Source organism: Kribbella sp. NBC_00482 (assembly GCF_036013725.1).
Lineage (GTDB): Bacteria > Actinomycetota > Actinomycetes > Propionibacteriales > Kribbellaceae > Kribbella.
Genome location: NZ_CP107881.1, coordinates 5,507,559 through 5,524,168 on the forward strand (window position 1 = coordinate 5,507,559; position 16,610 = coordinate 5,524,168).

Sequence of the window (16,610 nt, forward strand, 5' to 3'; positions counted from 1 at the left end):
AGACAAAAGGTTCCCCCTGTGAGCATCTCCGCCACTCGTCCGTTCCGCCTGCTCGCTGCCGCCCTGGCCCTGACCGTTGCTGCCGCCGGCTGCTCGCGCGCCGACAGCAACGAGTCGCCCGCCGCGTCGAGCGACAAGGGTCCCGCCACCGAGCTGCGGCTCGGCTACTTCCCGAACGTCACCCACGCCGCCGCACTGGTCGGTCTCGGCAAGGGCCTGTTCACCAAGGAGCTCGGCAGCACGAAGCTGGTGCCGACCAAGTTCAACGCCGGCCCCGAGGCCGTCGGCGCGCTGCTCGGCGGCTCGCTGGACGCGTCCTTCATCGGCTCCGGCCCGGCGATCAACGCCTACGCGAAGTCGAACGGCGAGGCCGTCCGGCTGATCGCCGGCGCCACGTCCGGTGGCGCGCAGCTCGTGGTCAAGCCGACGATCACCAAGGCAGCCGACCTGGTCGGCAAGACCGTCGTCACGCCGCAACTCGGCAACACGCAGGACGTGTCGCTGAAGAAGTGGCTCGCCGAGAACCAGCTGACCGGCAAGGTCAAGGTGACCAACCTGGAGAACGCGCAGACCCTGGACGCGTTCAAGAAGGGCGACGTGGACGCCGCCTGGCTGCCCGAGCCGTGGTCGTCCCGGCTGGTCCTGGACGCGGGCGCGAAGGTGCTGCTCGACGAGGCCTCGCTGTGGCCCGACGGGCAGTTCCCGACGACCGTGCTGATCGTCCGGACGCAGTTCCTGAAGGAGCACCCGGCGACGGTGACGGCGCTGCTGAAGGGGCTGAACGCGGCGATCGACTTCAGCACCTCGGACGCCGCACAGGCGAAGACCGTGGTGAACGACCAGCTGAAGGAGGCGACCGGCAAGGCGCTGAAGCCGGCGGTCATCGACCGGGCGTGGGAGCACATCAAGATCACCGCGGACCCGATCGCCGCCACCTTCCCGCAGCTGGCCAAGGACCAGGTCGCCGCGGGCATCGCGAAGCAGGCGCCGAACGTCGCCGGGTTCGCGGACCTGGGGCCCCTGAACGAGGTCCTCACCCAGGCAGGCAAGCCGGCGGTCGACGCCGCCGGCCTCGACGCCAAGTAGTAGTCAAGTAGAGGAGAGCCCGATGACCGCCATTGTCGACGCGCCGCCCGATCAGCTCACTCCGGTGCGGTTTCACCAAGTAGGGAAGGCGTTCGGCAGCGGCCGGAAGGCGGTGGTCGCGCTGGACGGTGTCGACCTCGAGGTCGGCGCCGGCGAGTTCGTCTGCCTGCTCGGCGCCTCCGGGTGCGGCAAGACCACGCTGCTCAACCTGGTCGCCGGTCTGGACCGGCCGACGAGCGGCCGGATCGAGCTGAACTCGTCGCGCCCGGCGGTCGTCTTCCAGGAGGCCGCGCTGATGCCGTGGCTGACGGCGGCCGGGAACGTCGAGCTTCCGCTGCGGATGGCGGGCGTACCGAAGGCGCAGCGACGGGCCAAGGCCGCGGAGCTGCTGGAGCTGGTGCGTCTCGCCGGCCTCGGCGACAAGCGGCCGCACGAGTTGTCCGGTGGCATGCGGCAGCGGGTCGCACTGGCCCGCGCACTGGCCTCGACCACCGACAGTGCTGATGCGGGCAAGCCGTCGTTGCTGCTGATGGACGAGCCGTTCTCGGCGCTCGACGCGATCACCCGCGACGTTCTCCAGGGTGAGTTGCTGCGGATCTGGCGTGCCACCGGTACGGCGATCCTGTTCGTCACGCACGACGTCCGCGAAGCGGTGCGCCTCGGTCAACGCGTCGTACTGCTGTCGTCGCGTCCGGGGCGCGTCGTACAGCAGTGGGATGTGGACGACGCTCCTGATGCAGTTGACGAGATCAACACCGCGCTGCGCAAGGTGATCAGCAGTCATGCCGCTTGACGTCCAGGAAGGATCCGTCGAGGCCGGCCTGGACGCCCTCGACACACCCGTCAACGCGCCCGAGGGTTCGCGCGTACGGCGGATTGCCGCGCGAGCACTGCCGCCGGTCGGGGCGATCGTCGTCCTGGTGGCGATCTGGCAGGCGTTGTGGGCCGCGGCGTTCTGGCCCGAGTTCAAACTGCCTTCGCCGGCGGCCGTGTGGGGTCAGATCTGGCAGCTGGTGACGAGCGGCGACATCCTCGAGCTGTTCTGGGTATCCGTCCACCGGGCCGTCATCGGATTCGCGATCTCGCTGCTGATCGCCGTACCGCTGGGCCTCGCGATCGCGAACATCCGGGTCGTACGGCGGGGGATCGGGCCGCTCGTGTCGGGGCTGCAGAGTCTGCCCTCGGTGGCCTGGGTACCGGCGGCGATCCTGTGGTTCGGGCTGAACGACCGCGCCATCTACTGGGTCGTACTGCTCGGCGCGGTGCCGTCGATCGCGAACGGGCTGGTGTCCGGTCTCGACCAGGTGCCGCCGATCCTGCCGCGGGTCGGCAAGGCGCTCGGCGCCGGCCGCTTCGGCGGGATCCGGTACATCCTGCTGCCGGCCGCGCTGCCCGGGTTCCTCGGCGGCCTCAAGCAGGGCTGGGCGTTCTCGTGGCGGTCGCTGATGGCGGCCGAGCTGATCGCGACGTCGCCGGAGCTCGGCAAGGGCCTCGGCCAGTACCTGCACGACGGCATGTCGCTGTCGGACATCTCGATGGTGTTCGCCGGCATCGTGCTGATCTTCGTGGTCGGCGTCGGCATCGAACTGCTGGTCTTCCGCCCGCTGGAGAACTCGGTCCTGCGCGCCCGGGGACTCACCACGTCCGCTCGGTGACACAACTAGCCGTACTGTTGGAACGTGGTCCGATTTCTGCCGTTCCTGATCAGCCTGGTGCTGACTGTCTACGCGCTGTTCTCGTGCATCCAGACACCCGACGAGGACGTGCCACATCTGCCGAAGCTGTTGTGGATCGTCCTGATCGTGTTCGTCCCGTTCGCGGGGCCGATCGTCTGGCTGCTGATGTCACGCGCGCACCTGAACCGCCAGGAGAGCGTCGTACGGCGGGAACCGTCGAAGCCGCCTGCGCGGCCGTCGGCGCCCGACGACGATCCGGACTTCCTCAAGTCACTGGACCGCTACCGGGACCCGCGCACGACCGCCAAGCCGCCCGAGCCCGAGGTCCCGGCGGACGAGCCGAAACCACCCAAGCAACCGAAGAAACCGAAGGACGCGAAGGGGTCCGAGGACTCCCCGTCCGAGACCGACGACGGTAAGGCCTGAGTTTTCACACAGGCCTTACGACGCGGGTTCGTCGAACAGTTACGCGGACTTCCGCTCGGGCAGGGCGGGGTTGTCGCGCTCGGACTCCGTGGTGCCGCCCCAGACGCCGTACGGCTCACCGACGGCGAGGGCGTGCTGGCGGCATTCGGGCTGCACCGGGCAGGTGCCGCAGAGCGACTTGGCCACCATCTCGCGGGCGCGTTTGCGAACGCCACGCTCCGATTCGGGTGAGAAGAAGAGTTCCGGGTTGACGTCCCGGCATGCGGCTTGCGACTGCCAGTCCCACAGATCCATGAGCGGGCGGGGCAGACGAGGCATCCCTCTCGACATGGCAACCTCCTATGACTCACCGTAAGCGCGGACGGGCGCTCGGTGAAAACTATGCTCATCTCAGAGCGAGTTCAACCCTTGTTGTCTCGAAGTTCGGGCCATTCGTTATCGCCGCGTGCCGTCGCGGCCCGTGATCAGCGGATTTCAGGCGGCGCGCGTGTTCACGTCACCACCTCATGTGACATGAGTCACTTTAACGGTGCAAGTTCGTCTGCACGTGCAGATGCCTCAGGCACCGATTTCGGGATCGAATCGGTAGTACTCGTGGGTGCCGTGGGGCGTGTTCCGTTCACCGGTCAGGGCGCGGATCACTGTCGCGTGGGTGATCGCCAGAACCGGTCCGTCGGTGCTGGCGGTGTGCCGGGCGAGGGCGGCGCGGGCGCGTTCGCGGACCCGGGAAAGCGGCTCCCAGGGTCGCTGGATGCCGTCCGGCCACTCCCCGTCGTACGTCTCGAACTCGGCCTGCGCCGCGCGGACGTCGGCGGCGCTGCGCCACAAACCGGTGTGGTCCGGCAACCAATCGCGCAGGTCGTAGTCGACCTTGACGCCGAGTGCGAGCCGGTGGCCGACGATCGCGGCGCTGTGGAGAGCCCGGGTGAAGGGGGAGCTGACCAGGTACGTCGCGCGGATGCCGCCGAGCAGGTCGGCGAGCTCCTCGGCCTGTTTCATCCCGAGGGCGGTGAGTGGGGCGGAGTCGGCCGCCATTCCCGGCCAGCCGCGGGAATCCATCGGCTCGTAGTCCGGCTCACCGTGCCGGACGAGGTAGATCTGCGTCACGGACATGGGCGTTGCCGGGAGTGGATCTGCGTCACGGGCACGTTCTACCTCAGATGTCTGGCCCCTGCCCATCCACGCGTGTGGCCGGGCGGCGGCGAGTCGGTCAGGGACGTCGGCGGGCGCACCTGGTGCAGCTCGTCGAAGAGGTTGTCGAGGCCGGCCCGTGGCGCCGCCGGCGAGGTCTGTGCGTCGATCCAGCGGATCTCGGTCGCGCCCTGGTGGCCGTGCACGGCCAGGATCGCGTCGACGTTCGGCCAGACGGCTGTCGCCGGGTTGTCGCCGCGCCAGCGCAGGGCCACCGAGCCGTCGGTGAACTCACACCCTTCCGCCACCACGCCCGTCCCGGACACGCCACTGGGATCTCGGTACCGAACCAACTCGAAGGTTCGCGGCCTCACCACCTGCTGCACTCCCCGATGTCTCGATCCGGTCTTGCAGCGATCAACGAAGCCACCCGCTAGGTGGTTACTCGCGAGCAACCGGCCGCCGCATGAAAACGCGCTCCGCGGGGTCGAGTCCGAACGCCGTCTCGGCGGCCAGGATCTCGGTCAGCCCGGGCGTGAGTTCCGCCGCCGGCAGCTCCGTGAACCCGAGCCGCGCGTAGTACGGCGCGTTCCACGGCACGCTCCGGAACGTGCTCAGCGTCAGCACCGGAAGTCCTTGCTCGGCGGCCCACGTCCCGACGTACTCGATCAACTCCCGGCCGATCCCGTGCCCCTGATGATCCGGATGCACGCTCACCTGCTCGACATGTGCGCCGCCGTCGACGAGCTTCACGAACACGAAGCCGGTCGGCTTGTCCGCGTCGTCGACCGAGACCCACAGCTGCCCGGCCTGCCTGAACTCCTCGAAGACCTCCAGCCCGGGCGGGGGGTGCTCCGCGACGTCCGTCATCCCGATGTTGCGGAAGAGCACGCCGGCGGCGAGCTCGAGCTCCTGGAGAGTAGGGAGCTCGTCTCGATGGGCGGTACGGATGTTCATGGGTGCTATTGTCGTCCTCGTGACGCGTAGCTATTGGCGATTTTTTGAGTGGCCGGCACTGGTGCCGGGCGACTCAGCCGATTGCTGACGCCCACCCGCAGACACCAGAGCCGGCACGAAGGCAAGGACAACCGTCCTTGCCTTTTCTCGTTCCCAGCCGGCTGACTGCGTCGCACGCATGCGGACCGGCGGAAAGGTCCCCACAATGAACACCCTGCCGAAACCTAGCGAGCAGTCCCGAGTCGTCGACCGACGGATCGAGAAGACCGTCCCGCTGGTCACCCCGCTAGCCCTCCACGACGAGTTCCCGCTCAGCGACGACGTCGCCCGCACCGTGGCCGACGGCCGGCAGGCGGTGGCCGACGTGCTGAACGGTGTCGACGACCGCCTGCTGGTCGTCGTCGGACCGTGCTCGGTCCACGACGCCGACGCGGCCCTCGAGTACGCCGAACGCCTCCGTCCGGTCGCCGAGCGGCTGTCCGACGGCCTGCTCGTCGTGATGCGGGTGTACTTCGAGAAGCCGCGCTCGACCCTCGGCTGGAAGGGCCTGATCAACGACCCGGGCCTGGACGGCTCCGGTGACGTGAACCGCGGTCTGCGGATCGCCCGGCAGCTGCTCGTGCAGGTCAGCGAGCTCGGGCTCCCGGTCGGTTGCGAGTTCCTCGACCCGATCACCCCGCAGTACATCGCGGACACCGTCGGCTGGGGTGCGATCGGCGCCCGGACCGTGGAGAGCCAGGTCCACCGGCAGCTGTCGTCCGGCCTGTCGATGCCGATCGGGATGAAGAACCGCCCGGACGGCTCGATCGCCACGGCGGTCGACGCGATCAAGGCAGCCGCCGTACCGCATGTCTTCACCGGTATCGACCACGACGGCGCGCCCGCGATCCTGCACACCCGCGGCAACCCGGACTGCCACCTGGTACTGCGCGGCTCGGACAGCGGCCCGAACTACGACGCGGAGTCGGTCGCGTCCGCTCAGGAGCTGCTGCGCAAGGCGGGCCTGGCCGAGCGGGTCGTCATCGACGCCAGCCACGGCAACAGCCGCAAAGACCACCGTCGGCAGCCCGTGGTGGCCGAGGAGATCGGCGCGCAGGTTGCGGCGGGCAACCAGGCGATCGTCGGCGTGATGCTGGAGTCGTTCCTGCAGGAGGGTCGCCAGGACCTCGACCCGACCCGGGAGCTGGTCTACGGCCAGTCGATCACGGACGCCTGCATGAGCTGGGAGACGACCGAGCAGACCCTCCAAGGGCTGCGGGATGCAGCAATCGCTCGACGCGGATAGCTGTTCACCTCGAGGCCTCGCTTCGGCAACGGGCCCCGCCTAAGGTCCGGACCATGACTGTGTTCATGCCACGCCTCCGGCGCGGCGGGTCCTGGGGCTGTAACTCCCGGTCTTCCCTCGTCGCTCCGGTCGCTTCGCTCCCTCCACTCCTCAGTCCAGACCGGGAGGCCCCATGACCGGGATCTCCCGGCGTCTGGTGCTCGGTTCGGTGGCGGGTGGGGCAGCGGTTTCGCTGCTTCCACCGTCACTGCACACCGCGATGGCGCAACCTGTGAGGCGTGGTGGTCTGCGCGCGATCGAGCACGTGATCGTGCTGATGCAGGAGAACCGCTCGTTCGACCACTACTACGGTGCACTCCGCGGAATCCGCGGGTACGGCGACCGTCAGCCGCTGCGGCTGCGCAACGGCAAGAGCATCTTCCACCAGCCGAGGACGGGCGGCGGCGAGGTGCTGCCGTTCTCGCTGCGGAAGGCCGCCGCCGACGCGGGCCGCAACCCGGACGACATCCAGTACCTCGGCGCCCTGGCCCACGGCTTCAGCGACGCCACGCAGGCCTGGGCGGGCGGCTGGAACGACGACTGGGTGCAGGCCAAGACGGCCGCCACGATGACGTACTACGACCGCCGCGACATCCCGCTGCAGTACGAGCTCGCCGAGACGTTCACGATCTGCGACGCGTACCACTGCTCGGTCAACGGTTCGACCAACCCGAACCGTAACTACCTGTGGTCCGGCACCGTCGGCTACGAACCCGGTACGACGCAGCGCGCGGTGACGAACGCGGCGTACGACTATGACCACGCCGGCTACGACTGGACGGCGTACCCGGAACGGCTGCAGCAGGCCGGTGTCTCCTGGCAGATCTACCAGGAGTGGGACAACTTCACCGACAACGCGGTCGAGTACTTCAAGACCTTCAAGGACATCGGGCACCGGATCCTGGAGAACGTGCCGGGCGGCTACCGGACGACCGAGGAGTTCTACGACAAGCTGTTCGCGAAGACCGAAGCCGAGCGGGCCGTCGCGTTGCAGCAGCTCGAAGCGGCGGTCGGCAAGCTTTCCGCCGCGGAGCAGGAGCTGTTCCACAAGGCGATGTACCGGTCCGAGCCGGAGTCGCTGGTGCCGCGGCTGCGCGCCGACATCAAGGCCGGCACGCTGCCGAAGGTGAGCTGGCTGGTCCCGTCCGCGGTCGACTCCGAGCACCCCGGCTCGTCCACCCCGGTCGGCAGCGCGAACCTGATCTACGACGTGCTCGACGCGATCGCGTCCGACCCGGAGACCTGGTCGAAGACCGTCCTGCTGGTCAACTTCGACGAGAACGACGGGTACTTCGACCACGTCCCGCCGCCGGTCGCGCCGCAGCCGCCGTCCGGCGAGGGCGACGACTGGTACGCCGGGAAGCCGATCGGGCTCGGCCCGCGCGTCCCGATGACCGTCGTGTCACCGTGGACGGTCGGCGGTCACGTGAACTCGCAGGTCTTCGACCACACCTCGGTACTGCGGTTCCTCGAACTCTGGACCGGTGTCCGCGAGCCGAACATCAGCTCCTGGCGGCGGACGGTCTGCGGTGACCTGACCTCGACGTTCGACTTCGACCGCAGCTACCGGCAGCCGTCCGTCGACAAGCCCGGCCCGGTCCCGGCGCCCATCAACCGCTGGCACCCGGCCCCGCCCGCCGACCAGGCTGTCCCGGCGCAGGAGCTCGGCAGGCGCCCGGCCCGCGTACTCCCTTACGGACCGGCAGTTTCGGGATCAGTGGCCGACGGCAAGTTGATGCTTGCCCTCAGCAACCACGGCAAGCAGTCGGCACACTTCACCGTCTATCCGTACGGCGGCGAACTCCCGTCGCCGGCGCACTTCGACGTCCACCACACGCACGCGGACAAGACTCCGGGGGACAACCCCACCGCGATCGCGATCCCCGTCGACGGTCCGTTCGAACTCGCGGTCCAGGGCCCGAACCGGTTCTGGGCGGAGGTCGCCGGTTCGTCCTCCGGCGCCGCGGCGGGCCTCGACGTACGCATCGAGAACCGGGCCGGCGCTCTGCAGTTGCACCTGGTCAACGCCTCGAGGAAACAGCTGACCGTGAAGCTCAAGGCCCGCGGCTACGGCAGCAAGACCACGACGATCGAGCTCCGCGGCAAGCAGTCCCGCCCGATCTTCTGGCCGACCGACGGCGGCTGGTACGACGTCGAGGTCACGACTCCTGACGACCCGACGTACCGCCGCCGGCTCTCCGGCCACCTGGAAACAGGCAAGCCCAGCATCACCGGCTGAAGCGCTATGTCATCGTTGTAATGGTGAGCGCACACACCGACGTACCGAGGGATTTTCCGTACCCGGCGACGAACTACCAGGAGGAAAACCGCGGTCAGTTCCACTTCAGCACCCGCGGCGGCTGGATGAACGACGTGAACGCGCCGCTGTACTACCGCGGCGTGTATCACCTCTACTACCAGCACAATCCGTTCAGCCTGGTCTGGGACACGATGCACTGGGGCCACGCGATCAGCACCGACCTCGTGCACTGGACGCAACGACCGATCGCGCTCGACCCGCACGTCCATCCCGGCGACCTGTGGTCGGGCGGCGGCGTGGTCGACACCGAGAACGCGAGCGGGCTGAAGAGCGGTGACGACGACCCGATCATCGTCTACTCCGGCACGAACGGCGTCACGGTCTTCTACAGCCTGGACGGCGGCAACACGTTCACGACGTACGCCGACGGAAAGAAGGTCGCGACGCCCGGCGGCACGAGCCGCGACCCGAAGGTGTTCTGGGATCCGGTGTCGACGCACTGGGGCATGGTCGTGTGGTCGGACGAGGGCGGCAACGGCGTCAACTTCTACACGTCCTCCAACCTGCTCGACTGGACGTTCGCGTCGCGCTACCAGGCGGACTGGTTGTTCGAGTGCCCGAACCTGATCCGGATGCCGATCGACGGCGGACACCGCTGGCTTCTGCACGGCGGCAGCGGTGAGTATTACATCGGCGACTGGGACGGTACGACGTACACGTCCGAATGGAACGCTCCGCAGAAGATCAACCAGACGAAGACCTTCGCGGGCAGTGCTTACTACGCGGCGCTCAACTTCGAGAACCTGCCGAACGACCGGGTCGTGTCGATGGCCTGGCAGGGCGAGAACAAGGGATCGATCTGGACCGGCAACGCCTCCTTCCCGGTCGACTTCAGCCTGCACCACACCGACGACGGCATCCGCGTCTTCAGCACCCCGATCCCAGAGCTCGCAACGCTGCGCGAAAGCACACAGACCTGGAAAGGCCTCACCGTCGAAGACGGCGTTCGGCAGCTTCCAGCCAGGACTGGTTACGAACTCGACGCGATCGTCGACGTCCGGGAGGCGAGCAAGTTCAGCCTGAGCGTCGGTCGCGAGGTGGTGTACGACGCCGATCAACAGACCCTGGACGGCGCCACGCTGCGAACGATCGACGGGAAGATCAAGCTGCACCTACTCGTCGACCGCGGTCAGTTGGACGTGTTCGGCAATGACGGTGCGGTCTACCAGAGCTACAACAATCCTCCAGCTGAGCCGGAGCTCGTCGCCGAGGGGCGGGTGCACCTCGACACGCTCACCATCCACCAGCTCAGGTCTATCTGGCGATAGCTGCTGTGTGTGCCTTGGTCACGGTGATCAGGTCGGTGGGGGACAGACCGATGTCGAGACCGCGCCGGCCGCCCGACACGTAGACCGTCGGGTGGTCGGTGGCGGTGCTGTCGACGACCGTGGGCAGGGCGCGCTTCTGGCCGATCGGGCTGATGCCGCCGACGACGTACCCGGTGGTGCGCTCGGCGGCGGCCGGGTCGGCCATCACCGCTTTCTTCCCGCCCGCCGCGGCCGCGATTGCCTTCAGGTCGAGCTGCTTGTCGACCGGTACGACGCCGACCGTGAGCTTCCCGTCGACCTCGACGAGCAGCGTCTTGAACACCTGCTCCGGCTCCAGCCCGAGCGCCTCGGCTGCCTCCAGCCCGAACGACTTCGCCCCCGGGTCGTGCTCGTAGGCATGCGTCGTGAACTCAACCTTCGCCTTAGCCAGCGCAACCGTCGCGGGCGTCCCCTGACTCTGCTTCTTCGCCACGCGGCTGAGCTTAGTGAGGGGCGGACCTCCGTCACTCACCAACGGTCCGCCGGGGCGGCGCGGCACGCTCAACTGTGCGTTGGTCGGGGCTCGTCAGAGGGGTTGGTGAGTGGTGCACGTCCGGTGATCCGGACGCAGCAGTGGCCTGGGGTGGGGGTGAGTTCGGCCTGGAGTTCGGTGTCGAGGGGGGTTAGGAGGCCGGCTACCAGGTGGAGGTTCATGCCGCAGACCAGTTGTGGGTGGTCCTTCGCCAGTCGTCGGAACGGGCAGTTGGCCAGGGCGATCCCGTCGTCCCCCAGTCTCGGCTCGAAACCATGTGCCTCGAGCACCTGCACCAACAACTCCCCGCGGTCGAGGGCAGTCCGGCCGAGGGCCTCGCCGTACTCGTGGGCTCGGCTGTTGACTGCCTCGCGAGGGGTGAGGTCGGTGGTTTCGGCGTCCTGGATGGCGGTGGCGAGGAGCTGTCCGGCGATGGCGTACTGGCGTTCGGGGAGGCTGATCTCGATCTCGCGATCAGACCGGTGGTACAGCTTCGCGGGCCGCCCCGCGCCCGGACCGGTGCGGCCGGTGCGGCGCTCGTAACAGGTGTCGAGCAGACCCTCTTCAGTCAGCTTGTCGAGATGGAACGCGGCCGTGGTCCGCGGGATCCCGAGTGCACTCGCGGCATCGTCCCGGCTCACCGGCTCGGGCCGGCCGACGACGTACTCGTACAGCCGGCGCCGGGTCGGCTCCTCGAGTACGGCGACCGCCTGAACGGCGGCGTCCCAGGACATGTCCACGGAATGATTCTATCGACAACATCGGTTGGTCAAACAGTATGATGTCAGTTCGTTGATATCTCAGGGAGTGTGCAGATGGCGATCTCGGCCGACCTCGAGTCCGTCCCTCTTCATATCGTCGCGCGCCGGGAGGAGATCGACCTGCCCGCCGCGCAGCGGGCGGTCGCGGACCTGCTGACCGCGCTCGGGCGGGACCCGCAGAGCGCGCACCTGGCGGAGACCCCGCGCCGGGTCGCAAACGCGTACGCGGAGATGCTGACGCCGCGGGAGTTCGAGCTGACCACGTTCCCGAACGACGAGGGGTACGACGAGCTCGTCCTGGCCAAGGACATCCCGGTGCAGTCGCTGTGCGAGCATCACCTGCTGCCGTTCCAGGGCGTCGCCCACGTCGGGTACCTGCCCGGCGACCGGATCCTCGGGCTCTCGAAGCTGGCCCGGGTGGTGGAGTTGTTCGCGCGCGACTTCCAGGTGCAGGAGCGGCTGACGAAGCAGGTCGCCGACTGGCTCCAGGATCACCTCGACCCGAAGGGGGTCGGTGTCGTGATCGAGGCCGAGCACCAGTGCATGTCGTTGCGCGGCGTGCGGGCCGTGGGCTCGCGGACGGTCACGTCCTCGCTGCACGGGATCCTGCGCGACAGCCCCAGTTCGCGGCAGGAGTTCTTCGCGCTGACCGGCCTCACCCCGTAAGGGCAGCCAGGCGAGTTTCAGTCAGGCCGACGCGACTGCCGGCGGGTGGACGTGGGTACGGCGGCCGGTGGCCAGGATGTGCGTGAGCTCGCCGGGTAGCAGGTCGGTGCCCGGTACCGTCTCCATCTCGGAGACGTCCAGCCAGCGCACGACGGTGGCGCCGCAGTGGCCGTGGACGGCGAGGATGGAGTCCAGGTCCGGCCAGACGGCCGTCGACGGGTTCGCGCCGTGCCAGCGCAGGGCGACCGAGCCGTCGGTGAACACACAGCCTTCGGCGACGACGCCGGTCCCGGAAACTCCACTGATGTCGGTGTAACGGACGAGTTCGAATGTTTGGGGTTTCACCGGCGACACCCCGTGAGGCGTGAAAGAGCGGCCATGATCCTTTCCCCGTAGTGGTGGCGTGAATGGGCTCTCGCCACAAACCGGGGACAATACCGACTGTCAGCGGGGAAGGACGGTCTGTAGCGACTCATCTACTCAAAACAAGCTAGAACCAAACCCCCGAACACGCCAGACCTGAATCCGCGTGTCTCAATCCTCGACCCGTGATCGAATACCACGGTGTTCCTGACGATTGGTACCGATCTGGCCGGAGTGGACGCGCCCGCGAGCGATTTCGGGTTCCTGTTGCACAAGAACCCGGCCCGTCCGCAGGCGATCGACGTCACCGGGGGATCGGCCCATGTCTTCTACCCGGAGGCGACCGGCGAGCGCTGTACGGCGGCGGTGCTGCTCGAGATCGACCCGATCGGCCTGGTCAAGGCCGGCCGCGGCACGGCGGCCGAGGGCTTCACGCTCGGGCAGTACGTCAACGACCGCCCGTACGCCGCCTCCAGCCTGCTCGCCGTCGCGCTCGGAAAACTCTTCCGTACGGCGATGAACGGCCGCTGCGACGCCCGCCCGGACCTCGCCGCGCGGCCGATCCCGCTCGAGGTGCACGTCCCGGCGCTCCCCTGCAACGGCGGCGCCGATCTCGCGGAGCGGTTCTTCGCGCCGCTCGGCTGGACCGTCGACGCGCGGCCGGTGCCGCTCGATCCGGAGATCCCGGCGTGGGGTGATTCGCGGTACGTCGACCTGCGGCTGACCGGCGTACTGCGGCTGGCCGATGCACTCAAACACTTGTATGTGATGCTCCCGGTCCTCGACGACGCCAAGCACTACTGGGTCGGCTCGGACGAGGTGGACAAACTCGTCCGAGCCGGCGAGGGCTGGCTGGGCGCGCATCCCGAGAAGGACCTGATCTCGCACCGCTACCTCGCACACCGGCGCTACCTGGCCGACGCTGTCCTGGAGCGGCTGGCCGAGGTGGACGGGGTTGAACTGACGGAGGAGAGCCCGGACGAGGGCTCGGTGTCGCTGGCCGTCGAACGCCGTACGACGGTGGCCGGCGTACTGCGGGAGCTCGGCGCTCGGCGGATCGCGGACATCGGATGTGGCGAGGGCGCACTGGTGGGCGAGCTGCTGAAGGACCCGATGATCGGTGAGCTGATCGCGACCGACGTGTCGGCGCGGGCGCTGATCAGGGCCAAACGGCGGCTGCACTACGACGACCTGCCGGATCGTCAGCGGGACCGGTTGAAGTTCCTGCAGTCGTCGGTCACGTACGCCGACGAGCGGCTCGCCGGACTCGACGCCGTCGTACTGATGGAGGTCGTCGAGCACGTCGACCCGCCGCGCCTGCCTGCCCTGGCGGACTCGGTGTTCCGCGCGGCGCGCCCTGCCGCGGCCGTCGTCACCACCCCGAACAGCGAGTACAACGTGCGCTTCCCGTCCCTCCCGGCCGGCAAGTTCCGGCACCCGGACCACCGCTTCGAGTGGACCCGCGCGGAGTTCCGGACCTGGTCCCAGCAGGTCGCGGACCGCTTCGGCTACACCGTGCAGTTCCGGCCCGTCGGTGCCGAGGACCCTGAGGTAGGACCGCCGACCCAGCTCGCGCTGTTCCGCCGGGAGGAGGCCCGATGAAGATCGACGTACCAGCTCTCTCGCTGATCGTGCTGGTCGGTGCCAGCGGTTCCGGCAAGTCCACGTTCGCGCGCAAGCACTTCCCGGCGACCGAGGTGATCTCGAGCGACTTCTGCCGCGGACTCGTCTCGGACGACGAGAACGACCAGGCCGCGACGAAGGACGCCTTCGAGGTGCTCCACTTCATCGCCGGGAAGCGGCTGGCCGCCGGGCGGCTGACGGTGATCGACGCCACCAACGTGCAGCCGGAGGCCCGCAAGGAGCTCGTGAACCTGGCCCGCGAGTACGACGTACTTCCGGTCGCGATCGTGCTCGACCCGCCGGAGCGCGTCTGCGTCGAGCGGAACGAGCAGCGGTCCGACCGGCAGTTCGGGGCGAAGGTGATCGCCCGGCAGCGCTCGCAGCTGAAGCGCGGCCTGCGCAGCCTGAAGCGTGAAGGCTTCCGGACCGTTCACGTGCTGGAAAGCGTCGAGGAGATCGATGCCGTCAGCATCGAACGGACCCGGCTGTACAACGACCTGACCGACCAGACCGGCCCGTTCGACATCATCGGCGACGTCCACGGGTGCCGTCCGGAACTCGAGCGGCTGCTCACCGACCTCGGCTACACCCTGACCCGTGACGACGCCGGCCGGCCGGTCGACGCCGTCCACCCGGACCGGCGGGCGATCTTCGTCGGCGACCTCGTCGACCGCGGTCCCGACTCTCCCGGCGTACTCCGGCTCGTGATGGGAATGGTTGCGGGCGGCAACGCCTACTGCGTCCCCGGCAACCACGAGGACAAGTTGCTGCGTGCGCTGCGGGGCAAGAACGTGAAGATCAGCCACGGCCTCGAGACGACGCTGGAGCAGTTGGCCGCCGAGCCTTCGGAGTTCCGCGACGAGGTCGCGGCGTTCATCGACGGGCTGATCTCGCACTACGTGTTCGACGACGGCAAGCTCGTCGTGTCGCACGCCGGCCTGGTCGAACGGATGCACGGTCGTACGTCGGGACGCGTCCGCTCGTTCTGCCTGTACGGCGAGACGACCGGGGAGACCGACGAGTTCGGGCTGCCGGTGCGCTACCCGTGGGCGAACGACTACCGCGGTCGCGCGACGGTCGTCTACGGTCACACGCCGACGCCCGAGCCGGAGTGGATCAACAACACGATCTGCCTCGACACGGGCTGTGTCTTCGGAGGATCGCTGACCGCGCTGCGCTACCCGGAGCGGGAGCTCGTGGCGGTGCAGGCTGCCGAGGAGTACTACGCCCCGGCGAAACCGTTGCATGTGGCAACGGCGCCGGCGCGTGAGCCCGACGTACTCGAGCTGACCGACGTGACCGGGCGCCGGGTGATCGAGACCGCATCGCACGGGCGGCTGAGCATCCGGGCCGAGCAGGCCGGTGCTGCGCTGGAAGTGATGAGCCGGTTCGCGATCGATCCGCGGTTCCTGCTGTATCTGCCGCCGACGATGAGCCCGGTCGCCACATCGCCGGAGCCGGGGTTGCTGGAACACCCGCGGCAGGCGTTCGAGACGTTCCGGGGCCAGGGTGTCACCGAGCTGGTGTGCGAGGAGAAGCACATGGGTTCGCGGGCGGTCGTGTTGCTGACGCGAGACGACGACGTGGCCGAGAAGCGGTTCGGTCTGGCCGGTCGCGGCGCGATCCACACTCGCACCGGGCGGTCCTTCTTCGACGCTGAGCTGACCGACGAGCTGCTGCTCCGCCTGCGCGCGGTCGCCTCGGCTGCCGGTGTCTTCGATGAACTCGACACGTCCTGGCTGCTGCTCGACGCCGAGTTGCTGCCGTGGAGCGCGAAGGCCGAAGACCTGCTCCGGAACCAGTACGCCGCCGTCGGTGCAGCCGCTCGTACGTCGTTGCCAGCAGCAACCGCTGCGCTACGTTCTGCCCAGGCGACCGGCCTGGACGTGGGCGATCTGCTGGCGTCGGCCGAGCGCCGTACGGCGAATGTGGAGCGGTTCACCGCGGCGTACCGACGGTACTGCTGGCCGACCGACGGGCTCGACGGCGTACGTGTCGCACCGTTCCAGGTGCTTGCATCCGAAGGGGCGACGTACCAGGAACAACCGCATGCTTGGCACCTCGGCGTCGCGGACCGGATGGTTGCTGCGGGCCCGGAATTGATCACCAAGACACGGCGGCTGTTCGTGAATGCGGACAACTGGGACGCCGGGATCGCGTGGTGGGAGGAGATGACCGGGGCCGGCGGAGAGGGCATGGTGGTGAAGCCCGCCGCGAACCTGACCCGCACGGCGAAGGGTCTCGCCCAGCCGGGACTGAAGGTGCGCGGGCAGGAGTACCTGCGGCTCATCTACGGCCCCGACTACACCGAGCCGGCCAACTTCAGCCGCCTCCGCGACCGCAACCTGGGCCACAAACGCTCGTTGGCCCTCCGCGAGTACGCCCTCGGCCTGGAGTCCCTCGACCGCGCCGCCCGCGGGGAACCCCTCTGGCGCATCCACGAATGCGTCTTCGCCGTACTGGCCCTCGAATCCGAACCGATCGACCCGCGCCTCTGA

The 16,610-nt window shown here is 68.5% G+C and carries 17 protein-coding genes; 10 read left to right on the forward strand and 7 right to left on the reverse strand.

Annotated elements, in window-relative coordinates:
• The first annotated feature begins 18 nt into the window (after window positions 1-18).
• From OHB24_RS26855 to OHB24_RS26870, 4 genes are read left to right on the forward strand one after another with little or no spacing between them, the layout of a single operon-like run.
• The gene (locus OHB24_RS26855; RefSeq protein WP_327633614.1) at window positions 19-1,086 is read left to right on the forward strand and encodes an ABC transporter substrate-binding protein; all 1,068 of its coding nucleotides are present in this window, start codon (window positions 19-21) and stop codon (window positions 1,084-1,086) included.
• 22 nt (window positions 1,087-1,108) lie between these two features.
• Complete coding sequence (locus OHB24_RS26860) at window positions 1,109-1,879, forward strand: ABC transporter ATP-binding protein (RefSeq protein ID WP_327633615.1); 771 nt, start codon at window positions 1,109-1,111, stop codon at window positions 1,877-1,879.
• The gene (locus OHB24_RS26865) at window positions 1,869-2,741 is read left to right on the forward strand and encodes an ABC transporter permease (RefSeq protein WP_327633616.1); all 873 of its coding nucleotides are present in this window, start codon (window positions 1,869-1,871) and stop codon (window positions 2,739-2,741) included. The genes OHB24_RS26860 and OHB24_RS26865 overlap by 11 nt, the downstream gene beginning before the upstream one ends.
• Before the next feature lie 24 nt (window positions 2,742-2,765).
• Window positions 2,766-3,188 carry a PLD nuclease N-terminal domain-containing protein gene (locus tag OHB24_RS26870; RefSeq protein WP_327633617.1) on the forward strand — a complete coding sequence of 141 codons (423 nt, stop codon included), beginning with the start codon at window positions 2,766-2,768 and terminating at the stop codon, window positions 3,186-3,188.
• A gap of 39 nt (window positions 3,189-3,227) precedes the next feature.
• Here the strand turns inward: OHB24_RS26870 and OHB24_RS26875 are convergent, their stop codons facing one another.
• The 4 genes from OHB24_RS26875 to OHB24_RS26890 form a co-directional block, all read right to left on the reverse strand.
• Window positions 3,228-3,518, reverse strand: a complete 291-nt coding sequence (locus OHB24_RS26875; protein WP_327633618.1) for a WhiB family transcriptional regulator — start codon at window positions 3,516-3,518, stop codon at window positions 3,228-3,230.
• Between the two features lie 228 nt (window positions 3,519-3,746).
• Window positions 3,747-4,301 carry a histidine phosphatase family protein gene (locus tag OHB24_RS26880; RefSeq protein ID WP_327633619.1) on the reverse strand — a complete coding sequence of 185 codons (555 nt, stop codon included), beginning with the start codon at window positions 4,299-4,301 and terminating at the stop codon, window positions 3,747-3,749.
• Between the two features lie 38 nt (window positions 4,302-4,339).
• Window positions 4,340-4,645 (reverse strand): hypothetical protein, encoded by a 306-nt coding sequence (locus tag OHB24_RS26885; protein ID WP_327633620.1) that lies wholly within the window; start codon window positions 4,643-4,645, stop codon window positions 4,340-4,342.
• Window positions 4,646-4,760: 115 nt separating this feature from the next.
• Window positions 4,761-5,276 carry a GNAT family N-acetyltransferase gene (locus OHB24_RS26890; RefSeq protein WP_327633621.1) on the reverse strand — a complete coding sequence of 172 codons (516 nt, stop codon included), beginning with the start codon at window positions 5,274-5,276 and terminating at the stop codon, window positions 4,761-4,763.
• Between the two features lie 205 nt (window positions 5,277-5,481).
• Between OHB24_RS26890 and OHB24_RS26895 the strand changes: the two genes are divergently transcribed.
• The 3 genes from OHB24_RS26895 (at window position 5,482) to OHB24_RS26905 (ending at window position 10,188) form a co-directional block, all read left to right on the forward strand.
• Entirely contained in the window at window positions 5,482-6,561 is a 1,080-nt protein-coding gene (locus OHB24_RS26895; protein ID WP_327633622.1) for a 3-deoxy-7-phosphoheptulonate synthase, read from the forward strand.
• Between the two features lie 172 nt (window positions 6,562-6,733).
• Window positions 6,734-8,839 carry a phosphocholine-specific phospholipase C gene (locus tag OHB24_RS26900; RefSeq protein WP_327633623.1) on the forward strand — a complete coding sequence of 702 codons (2,106 nt, stop codon included), beginning with the start codon at window positions 6,734-6,736 and terminating at the stop codon, window positions 8,837-8,839.
• A gap of 23 nt (window positions 8,840-8,862) precedes the next feature.
• Window positions 8,863-10,188 (forward strand): glycoside hydrolase family 32 protein, encoded by a 1,326-nt coding sequence (locus tag OHB24_RS26905; RefSeq protein WP_327633624.1) that lies wholly within the window; start codon window positions 8,863-8,865, stop codon window positions 10,186-10,188.
• Here OHB24_RS26905 and ybaK read toward each other — a convergent pair.
• Window positions 10,175-10,660 (reverse strand): Cys-tRNA(Pro) deacylase, encoded by a 486-nt coding sequence (ybaK, locus tag OHB24_RS26910; protein ID WP_327633625.1) that lies wholly within the window; start codon window positions 10,658-10,660, stop codon window positions 10,175-10,177. The genes OHB24_RS26905 and ybaK overlap by 14 nt on opposite strands.
• A gap of 68 nt (window positions 10,661-10,728) precedes the next feature.
• Window positions 10,729-11,433 (reverse strand): helix-turn-helix transcriptional regulator, encoded by a 705-nt coding sequence (locus tag OHB24_RS26915; RefSeq protein ID WP_327641110.1) that lies wholly within the window; start codon window positions 11,431-11,433, stop codon window positions 10,729-10,731.
• Between the two features lie 81 nt (window positions 11,434-11,514).
• Between OHB24_RS26915 and folE the strand changes: the two genes are divergently transcribed.
• Entirely contained in the window at window positions 11,515-12,126 is a 612-nt protein-coding gene (gene folE / locus OHB24_RS26920) for a GTP cyclohydrolase I FolE (protein WP_327633626.1), read from the forward strand.
• Between the two features lie 21 nt (window positions 12,127-12,147).
• Here the strand turns inward: folE and OHB24_RS26925 are convergent, their stop codons facing one another.
• The gene (locus OHB24_RS26925) at window positions 12,148-12,471 is read right to left on the reverse strand and encodes a hypothetical protein (protein ID WP_327633627.1); all 324 of its coding nucleotides are present in this window, start codon (window positions 12,469-12,471) and stop codon (window positions 12,148-12,150) included.
• A 219-nt stretch (window positions 12,472-12,690) separates the two neighbouring features.
• Between OHB24_RS26925 and OHB24_RS26930 the strand changes: the two genes are divergently transcribed.
• Together OHB24_RS26930 and OHB24_RS26935 are read left to right on the forward strand one after the other, a co-directional pair.
• Window positions 12,691-14,091, forward strand: a complete 1,401-nt coding sequence (locus tag OHB24_RS26930; protein WP_327633628.1) for a 3' terminal RNA ribose 2'-O-methyltransferase Hen1 — start codon at window positions 12,691-12,693, stop codon at window positions 14,089-14,091.
• Window positions 14,088-16,610, forward strand: a complete 2,523-nt coding sequence (locus OHB24_RS26935) for a polynucleotide kinase-phosphatase (RefSeq protein ID WP_327633629.1) — start codon at window positions 14,088-14,090, stop codon at window positions 16,608-16,610. The genes OHB24_RS26930 and OHB24_RS26935 overlap by 4 nt, the downstream gene beginning before the upstream one ends.